9 protein-coding genes are annotated in these 7,332 nt (G+C 72.5%); 7 read left to right on the forward strand and 2 right to left on the reverse strand.

Annotation, left to right across the window (positions count from 1 at the left end):
- Positions 1-51: 51 nt before the first annotated feature.
- Positions 52-1,068, forward strand: a complete 1,017-nt coding sequence (locus tag ACFWOG_RS08750) for a hypothetical protein (RefSeq protein ID WP_329883615.1) — start codon at positions 52-54, stop codon at positions 1,066-1,068.
- 18 nt (positions 1,069-1,086) lie between these two features.
- On the opposite strand, the gene ACFWOG_RS08755 is transcribed toward ACFWOG_RS08750, so the two are convergent.
- Together ACFWOG_RS08755 and ACFWOG_RS08760 are read right to left on the reverse strand one after the other, a co-directional pair.
- A complete protein-coding gene (locus ACFWOG_RS08755) occupies positions 1,087-1,677 on the reverse strand; it encodes a nicotinamidase (protein ID WP_329952486.1) in 591 nt (196 codons plus the stop codon).
- Positions 1,678-1,945: 268 nt separating this feature from the next.
- Positions 1,946-3,262 (reverse strand): nicotinate phosphoribosyltransferase, encoded by a 1,317-nt coding sequence (locus tag ACFWOG_RS08760; protein WP_329952485.1) that lies wholly within the window; start codon positions 3,260-3,262, stop codon positions 1,946-1,948.
- A 176-nt stretch (positions 3,263-3,438) separates the two neighbouring features.
- Between ACFWOG_RS08760 and clpS the strand changes: the two genes are divergently transcribed.
- The 6 genes from clpS to ACFWOG_RS08790 all read left to right on the forward strand — a co-directional run bounded on the left by clpS (position 3,439) and on the right by ACFWOG_RS08790 (position 7,268).
- Positions 3,439-3,732: an ATP-dependent Clp protease adapter ClpS gene (gene clpS / locus ACFWOG_RS08765; RefSeq protein WP_063351371.1), complete on the forward strand. Its 294-nt coding sequence runs from the start codon at positions 3,439-3,441 to the stop codon at positions 3,730-3,732.
- Positions 3,733-3,788: 56 nt separating this feature from the next.
- Positions 3,789-4,364: a DUF2017 domain-containing protein gene (locus tag ACFWOG_RS08770; protein WP_355399161.1), complete on the forward strand. Its 576-nt coding sequence runs from the start codon at positions 3,789-3,791 to the stop codon at positions 4,362-4,364.
- Positions 4,365-4,637: 273 nt separating this feature from the next.
- On the forward strand, positions 4,638-6,104 hold the full coding sequence (locus tag ACFWOG_RS08775; RefSeq protein ID WP_329883620.1) for an amino acid permease: 1,467 nt from the start codon (positions 4,638-4,640) through the stop codon (positions 6,102-6,104).
- A 77-nt stretch (positions 6,105-6,181) separates the two neighbouring features.
- Positions 6,182-6,613 (forward strand): Mov34/MPN/PAD-1 family protein, encoded by a 432-nt coding sequence (locus ACFWOG_RS08780; RefSeq protein ID WP_380356162.1) that lies wholly within the window; start codon positions 6,182-6,184, stop codon positions 6,611-6,613.
- 150 nt (positions 6,614-6,763) lie between these two features.
- On the forward strand, positions 6,764-6,883 hold the full coding sequence (locus tag ACFWOG_RS08785) for a putative leader peptide (protein WP_327677307.1): 120 nt from the start codon (positions 6,764-6,766) through the stop codon (positions 6,881-6,883).
- Positions 6,884-6,989: 106 nt separating this feature from the next.
- A complete protein-coding gene (locus tag ACFWOG_RS08790; RefSeq protein WP_329883622.1) occupies positions 6,990-7,268 on the forward strand; it encodes a MoaD/ThiS family protein in 279 nt (92 codons plus the stop codon).
- Positions 7,269-7,332 lie beyond the last annotated feature (64 nt).

Consider the following 7,332-nt stretch of genomic DNA (forward strand, 5'->3'; position numbering starts at 1 on the left):
AGTGCGTCAGGCGGCCGGTCGACGTTCCGGGCGGTTGGGGATGGTGTCGGCATGAGCTACCGGATTCCCACGCCGCCGCCTTCCCTGGAGGAGCTGGCGCGCCGTCAGCAGAACGTCGTCACCGCAGGCCAGCTGCGCGCCCGGGGCGTGCCGAGCCGGGTCGTCAGTGAACACTGCCGCCGCGGCGGCTCCTGGCAGCGGCTGCTGCCCCGGGTCTACCTGCTGCAGTCCGGCGAGCCCTCGCCGGAGCAGCGGATGTGGGCGGCCCTGCTCTACGCCGCCCAGAACGGCCGCGAGGAGGGGCGCCGCGAGGGGGCGGTGATCACCGGCGCCGCCGCGCTGGCGCTGTACGGCTTCACCGCGGTGCCCCGACTGCCCGCCGTCACCGGTGTGGACGTGCTGGTGCCCCGCCAGCGCCGGCTGAAGGACGCGGGTGAGGTCCGGATCCGGCGCACCGAACGGGAGCTGGTGGCCCGCTCGGTGCACGGCCTGGCCTGCGCGCCGGTCGCCCGGGCGGTCGCGGACGCGCTGCGCGAGTGGACGTCCGGTGCGGGCCCGGCCGGTCCGGTGCCGGTCCGGGAGGTGCTGGGCGAGGCCGTCGGCCGCCCCGAGCTCCGCTGCACCGTGCGGGAGTTGACCGCCGAGCTGGTCGAGTCCGGGCTGGTCGACGACCCCCGGGTGCGGGCGGTGCTGGACGGCTTGCTGGCCGCCGAACGGGACGCGGTGCTGCGCCGGGTCGGCGAGCTGGTCGACGAGTGGCTGCTGCCCGCCCCGCTGACCGGCCCGGAGCTGCGGATGCGCGGCGGCACCTACATCGCCGTACCCGACCTGTACTGGCCCGCGGCGGGCGTGGCCGTGGAGGTGGACTCCGAACTGCGCTGCGTCAGCGAGGGGGAGGCGGCCTGGGTGCGCGGCGGCCAGCACCGGATGGAGTACCTCGGGGTCCGGGTGGTCTACGTCTCCGGCACGCGCCTGGCGGACGACGCGGACGCCGTCGGCGCCGAGTTGCGCGAGGCGTTCCGGCTGGGCGGCACCGACGTGGTGGAGCTGCTGATCACCGAGCGCTGAACCCGCAGGGCGGGACGCTCAGCCCCCGACCACGGGCGTTCCGATCAGCTCCACCCCGGCCGCCCGCAGCTCCGCCAGCGCGGCGGTGGTGGTCGGCTCGGAGACCCCGGCCGTCAGGTCGAGCAGGACCCTGGTGGTGAACCCGGCCCGCACCGCGTCCAGGGCGGTGGCCTTGACGCAGTGGTCGGTGGCGAGGCCGACCACGTCCACCTCGGTGACCTGCCGTTCGCGCAGCCACTCGGCCGGCCCGCGGTTGTTCTCGTCCACGCCCTCGAAACCGCTGTACGCGGCCGCGTACGCGCCCTTGTCGAAGACCGCCTCGATCGCGCCGGAGGTGACGGACGGGGCGAAGTTGGGGTGGAAGCCCACCCCCTCCGTGCCCGCCACGCAGTGCACCGGCCAGCTGCGCACGTAGTCGGGCCGGTCGGAGAAGTGGTCACCCGGGTCGATGTGGTTGTCGCGGGTGGCGAGGATGTGCCGGTAGCCGGGGGCGGACTCGGCGATGAGGTCGGTGATCGCGGCGGCCACCTCGGCCCCGCCCGTGACGGCCAGACTGCCGCCCTCGCAGAAGTCGTTCTGCACGTCGACGACGATCAGTGCCCGGTGCATGGCTCGCATTCCTCGGTCTGGTGGGGGCGGCGCGCCGGTTCGGGGCGCGTCCGACAGGTTCGGTGGGCTTCGGCGGGGCTTCGGCCGGGCGCCGGTGGAGCTTCTCCGGTGCGGGGACTCGGCGGTGGTCGGCGGGGACCGGGCGGGGCTCCGTGCGGGCCCGGCGGTGGGGACTTGGGGGGAACTCTACGGTCGACTGTAGGCAGTGGCATCCGGGGGCGGAAGGCCCGGTGCGGGCCCGACCGTCCGCCCCGTGTGCGAACGGTCGTCAGACCTGCAGTTCGGTCGCCAGCACCGGGTCGCCCTTGGAGAGCTGGGTGGCCGACAGCGGCAGCGCGGCCCGGGCCCGGACGTGCCGTTCCCGCGCGGCGGTGAGCGGCTCGCGGCCGACCACCTCGCCGCCCTTGACCAGCGGCACCTGGACGAGGTGCGGCTCCAGTTCGGCCGGGATCCGCCCGGTGCCGACCACCTCGGCCTCGGCGACGCCGTCCGCGTCGGGCCGCCGGGCCGCCCACTTGCGCCCGCCGGTGCTGGTCTTGCCGCCGGCCGCCCGCTTGGCGACCGGGAGCAGCGGGCCGTCCGGTTCGGTGGCCCGGGCGACCAGCTTGTAGACCATCGCGCAGGTCGGGTGGCCGCTGCCGGTGACCAGGCTGGTGCCGACGCCGTAGCCGTCCACCGGGGCGGCGGCCAGCGCGGCGATCGCGTACTCGTCGAGGTCGGAGGTGACGATGATCCGGGTCTCGGTGGCGCCGAGCTCGTCGAGCTGGCGGCGGACCCGGTGGGCGAGCAGCGTGAGGTCGCCGGAGTCGATCCGGACCGCGCCCAGCTCGGGGCCGGCCACCTCCACGGCCGTGCGGACGGCCTCGCGCAGGTCGTAGGTGTCGACCAGCAGGGTGGTGCCCCGGCCCATCGAGGCGATCTGGGCCCGGAAGGCGTCCCGCTCGCTGTCGTGGACGAGGGTGAAGGCGTGCGCGGCCGTTCCGGTGGTCGGGATGCCGTAGGTGAAGCCGGCCTCCAGGTCGGAGGTGGCCGAGAAGCCGGCCACGTACGCGGCGCGGGCGGCGGCGACGGCGGCCTGCTCGTGGGCGCGCCGGGCGCCCATCTCGATCACCGGGCGTCCGCCGGCGGCGGAGGCCATCCGGGAGGCCGCGGCCGCGATGGCCGAGTCGTGGTTGAGGATCGAGAGGATCACCGTCTCCAGGATCACCCCCTCGGCGAAGCTGCCCTCGACGGTGAGCAGCGGCGATCCGGGGAAGTAGACCTCGCCCTCGGGGTAGCCGTGGATGTCCCCGGTGAACCGGTAGTCGGCGAGGAAGCGCAGGGTCTCCTCGTCGACCACGTGCTGGTCCGACAGCCAGTCGAGCTGGGCGGAGGTGAAGCGGAAGTTCTCGACGGCGTCCAGGACCCGGCCGGTGCCGGCCACCACGCCGTAGCGTCGGCCGCCGGGCAGTCGGCGGGTGAACACCTCGAAGACGGAGCGGCGGTGCGCGGCTCCGCTGCGCAGGGCGGCCTGCAGCATGGTGAGCTCGTAGCGGTCGGTGAGCAGCGCGGTCGAGCCGGCCGCGGGCACGGAAGTGGCGTCCATGAGGATGATGCTACTACCCCTTAGCGTCAGATTGACGATTTCTCGTCGGGGGAGATCGTCCGGCGCGTTGCGGGCGCCGGGGCGGAATCGCCCGCCGGTCCCCCGGATGGCAGCATGGGGGCTGAAGGGGCCCGTGGCGGCCCTGTGGGATCAGAGTCGTGAGGAGGGACCCGTCGGTGAGTGTCGCGCCCGTGGAGATCGAGCGCCCGGAGGTCGAAGGCCTGCCGGTGGTGGAACCCGACACCCCCTGGGTCACCATCGTCCACAACGACCCGGTCAACCTGATGAGCTACGTCCAGTACGTCTTCCAGGCCTACTTCGGCTACCCGAAGGACAAGGCCCGGAAGCTGATGATGGAGGTGCACACCAAGGGTCGGACGGTGGTCTCCAGCGGATCCCGCGAGGAGATGGAACGCGACGTGCAGGCGATGCACGGCTACGGCCTGTGGGCCACGCTGCAGCACGACTGACACCGCCCGACCGCAGTACACCACCAGAGACGACGAAGACGGGCTGACCGATACCGATGGCTGGGTTGTTCGAGAGTGCCGGCGGCGGGAGCGCGGCGATCGCGCTGGACGAGCTGGAGGCCTCCATCCTGCGCTCGCTGGAAGTGCAGATGCTGGAGCTGATCGGCCCCGGCCCGGGCGGGGAGAACGACGACCCGCTGGCCGCCCTGTTCGCCGAGGGGCCGAGCGAGGCGCCCGACGACCCGGCGCTGGCCCGGCTCTTCCCGGACGCCTACGGCGATCCGGCGAAGCCCGCGGACGACGAGTCCCGGGAGGCCGCCGCCGAGTTCCGCCGCTACACCGAGCTGGACCTGCGGGCCCGCAAGCGCGAGGACGCGCTGCACGTCGTCCGGGCCCTGGACGGGCTCGACGGCGAGGGCGGGGTGCTGAAGCTGGCCGCCGCCGAGTGCCTGCGCTGGCTGGGCGCGCTCAACGACCTGCGGCTCACCCTGGGGGTGCGGCTGGAGATCACCGACGAGGACGAGCAGGGACTCTACGACCTGCCGGACAGCGACGAGCGCAAGCCGCTGGTGATGGCCTACCTCTGGCTCGGCGCCCTCCAGGAGTCGCTGCTGGAGTCGATCTCCGACTGATCCGCGCGACGGCCGGGCGCGACGGCCGGGCGCTCCGGTCGTGTACGCCGGCCGGGTGCTCCGGACCGGCCTCCGGGCTGCCCGCGCGCCCATCCGAAAGGCCCCGACCACCCGTCCAGCATGCGGACGACCGGTCGGGGCCTTTCCGGTTAAAACGGGCGAAACCCTATCGGGACATGCTCAAATATCGCTCAGATGGACACCGCTGTCCGGATCCCGCGTGGTACGACTTCTCCCCACCCCACGAGACCACCCATCCAGGACGGTGCCAGCATGGCCGAGCAGGTTTACGACGAAGTCGTCGACGCCAAACCGGACGAGGAGGGCTATCAGCGGGGGCTCGGCAGCCGCCAGATCCAGATGATCGCGATCGGCGGCGCGATCGGCACCGGCCTCTTCCTCGGCGCCGGCACCGCGATCTCCAAGTCCGGCCCCAGCCTGATCCTGTCCTACGCCGTCGCCGGCGTGGTGATCTTCGCGATCATGCGGGCACTCGGCGAACTGCTCACCTACCGCCCGGTGTCCGGGAGTTTCGCCGAGTACGCGCGGGAGTTCCTCGGCCCGTTCGCGGGTTACGTGACCGGCTGGACGTACTGGCTCTTCTGGGTTGTCACGGGCATGGCGGAAACCACCGCCGCCGCCGTCTACGTGAAGTTCTGGGCGCCCGGCATCCCGCAGTGGCTCAGCGCGCTCACGTTCCTGGTCATCCTCTACGGGGCCAACCTGATCTCGGTGAAGCTCTTCGGCGAGATCGAGTTCTGGTTCTCCATGATCAAGGTGACCGCCATCATCGGCATGATCCTGATCGGCATCGGGGTGCTCACCCTCGGCTTCAGCGACGCCGGTGACACCGCGTCGATCACCCACCTCTGGGAGAACGGCGGCTTCTTCCCCAAGGGCATCGGCGCCACCGTGATGACCCTGCAGATCGTCATGTTCGCCTACCTCGGCGTCGAACTCGTCGGCGTCACCGCCGGCGAGAGCGAGAACCCGAAGAAGACCCTGCCGCGCGCCATCAACACCCTGCCGTGGCGTATCGCGCTCTTCTACATCGGCGCCCTGGTGGTCATCCTCTCGCTGGTCCCGTGGACCGAGTTCCAGCCCGGCGTCAGCCCGTTCGTCGCCGCCTTCGGCAAGATCGGCATCCCCGCCGCCGCCGGCATCATCAACTTCGTGGTGCTCACCGCCGCGCTCTCCTCCTGCAACTCCGGCATGTACTCCACGGGCCGGATGCTCCGCGACCTCGCCCTGCGCGGCCAGGCCCCCGGCCGGCTCACCAAGCTCAACTCCAGCCGCACCCCGGCCGCCGCGATCACCCTCTCCTGCCTGCTGATGGGCGCCGGCGTGGTGCTCAACTACCTCGTCCCGGCCAAGGCGTTCGAGTACATCACCTCGGTCGCCACCGTCTGCGGCCTCTGGACCTGGGCGATGATCCTGATCTGCCAGATCCGCTACCGGAAGGCCTGGAGGGGCGGCCACCTGCCGCCGCCGAGCTTCAAGGCCCCCGGCGGCACCTGGACCAGCTGGGCCGCGCTCGCCTTCCTCGTCCTCGTGGTCGTGCTGATCGCCCTGGACGAGAGCAACCGGATCTCGCTGTACGTCTTCCCGGGCTGGGCCGTGGTCCTGGTGATCGGCTACCAGGTGCTCAAGCGCCGCCGCCCGGAGGCCGTCCACGCCGTCGCGCACGACCACCTGCACGCCCGCAACGGCTCCGGGGGCGGGGCCGGCGACCCGCACTGACCGGCCCGCGAGACCCCGGCGGCCCAGGCCGTGGACACCACGGCCGACGGCCGCCGGGGCGTGGCTATCCTGGCCGCATGTTGACCATCACCCGAGAACTGCGCGACGCGATCCTCGCCCACGCCCGCGCCGACCACCCGGACGAGGCCTGCGGCGTCGTCGCCGGCCCGGAGGGCAGCGACCGCCCCGAGCGGTTCGTCCCGATGCTCAACGCGGCCCGCTCGCCGACCTTCTACGAGTTCGACTCGGGTGACCTGCTGAAGCTCTACCGCGAGATGGACGACCGGGACGAGGTACCCGTGATCGTCTACCACTCGCACACCGCCACCGAGGCCTACCCGTCGCGCACCGACGTGACCTACGCCTCCGAGCCGAACTCCCACTACGTCCTCGTCTCCACCGCCGACGGCAACGGCCCGGAGGACCCTTACCAGTTCCGCTCGTTCCGCATCGTGGACGGTGAGATCACAGAGGAAGACGTCCAGGTCGTCGAGGCCCACCAGCCCTGACCCGCACCCACCTGGGCGAGGCCCGCCGACTGCCCGTGCGTCGTCGGCGGGCCTTTGCCGTTCCCCGGTAGTCTCAGCATGGGAAACGGAAGCATCCGGATCCCGAGACGGGCATGGATGAGCGGGCCTGGGAATCTATACGATGAGCCCATGCGTTCCGTCGATGTGAGCACCCAGGCCCCGGGCACCCGCCTCGTGGCGCGCCTGCACGTCGACCTGTGCCGGCTCGCCAGTGCGATCTGTCCCGGCACGCCGGCGCGCTCGCGCTGAGCCGCCCGCCCAGGCCCGCCGCAGGTTCCACGCTCCGGGCCCACCACGCCCTGCCGCGCCCGCTGCGGCGTCCACCCCACCTCACGACTCGCACAGGAGCGCACCCATGGCCATCGAGGTCCGCATCCCGACCATCCTCCGCACCTACACCGACGGCGCCAAGGCCGTCGAGGGCACCGGCAGCAACCTCGCGGAGCTCTTCAACGACCTCGACGCCCGCCACCCGGGCATCGCCGCCCGCCTGCTGGACGGCGGCGAACTGCGCCGCTTCGTCAACGTCTACCTGAACGACGAGGACGTCCGCTTCCTGGAGGGCATCTCCACCAACGTCGCCGACGGTGACAGCGTCACCATCCTGCCCGCCGTGGCCGGCGGCGCCCGCTGACCTCCCGCTCGCCCCGCTCCGCCCCGCCACCGCGGTCGGCCGGAGCGGGGCGAGCCGCCCGACC

The sequence above is a fragment of the Kitasatospora sp. NPDC058406 genome, from assembly GCF_042722765.1.
In the GTDB taxonomy this organism is placed as follows: domain Bacteria; phylum Actinomycetota; class Actinomycetes; order Streptomycetales; family Streptomycetaceae; genus Kitasatospora.

Excerpts from the sequence above, each read along its gene's own strand:
- ACFWOG_RS08780 (WP_380356162.1), top strand. The coding sequence starts at position 6,182 with ATGTTGACCATCACCCGAGAACTGCGCGACGCGATCCTCGCCCACGCC.
- ACFWOG_RS08755 (WP_329952486.1), bottom strand. The coding sequence starts at position 1,677 with ATGCACCGGGCACTGATCGTCGTCGACGTGCAGAACGACTTCTGCGAG.
- ACFWOG_RS08775 (WP_329883620.1), top strand. The coding sequence starts at position 4,638 with ATGGCCGAGCAGGTTTACGACGAAGTCGTCGACGCCAAACCGGACGAG.
- ACFWOG_RS08790 (WP_329883622.1), top strand. The coding sequence starts at position 6,990 with ATGGCCATCGAGGTCCGCATCCCGACCATCCTCCGCACCTACACCGAC.
- ACFWOG_RS08760 (WP_329952485.1), bottom strand. The coding sequence starts at position 3,262 with ATGGACGCCACTTCCGTGCCCGCGGCCGGCTCGACCGCGCTGCTCACC.
- ACFWOG_RS08750 (WP_329883615.1), top strand. The coding sequence starts at position 52 with ATGAGCTACCGGATTCCCACGCCGCCGCCTTCCCTGGAGGAGCTGGCG.
- ACFWOG_RS08770 (WP_355399161.1), top strand. The coding sequence starts at position 3,789 with ATGGCTGGGTTGTTCGAGAGTGCCGGCGGCGGGAGCGCGGCGATCGCG.
- ACFWOG_RS08785 (WP_327677307.1), top strand. The coding sequence starts at position 6,764 with ATGCGTTCCGTCGATGTGAGCACCCAGGCCCCGGGCACCCGCCTCGTG.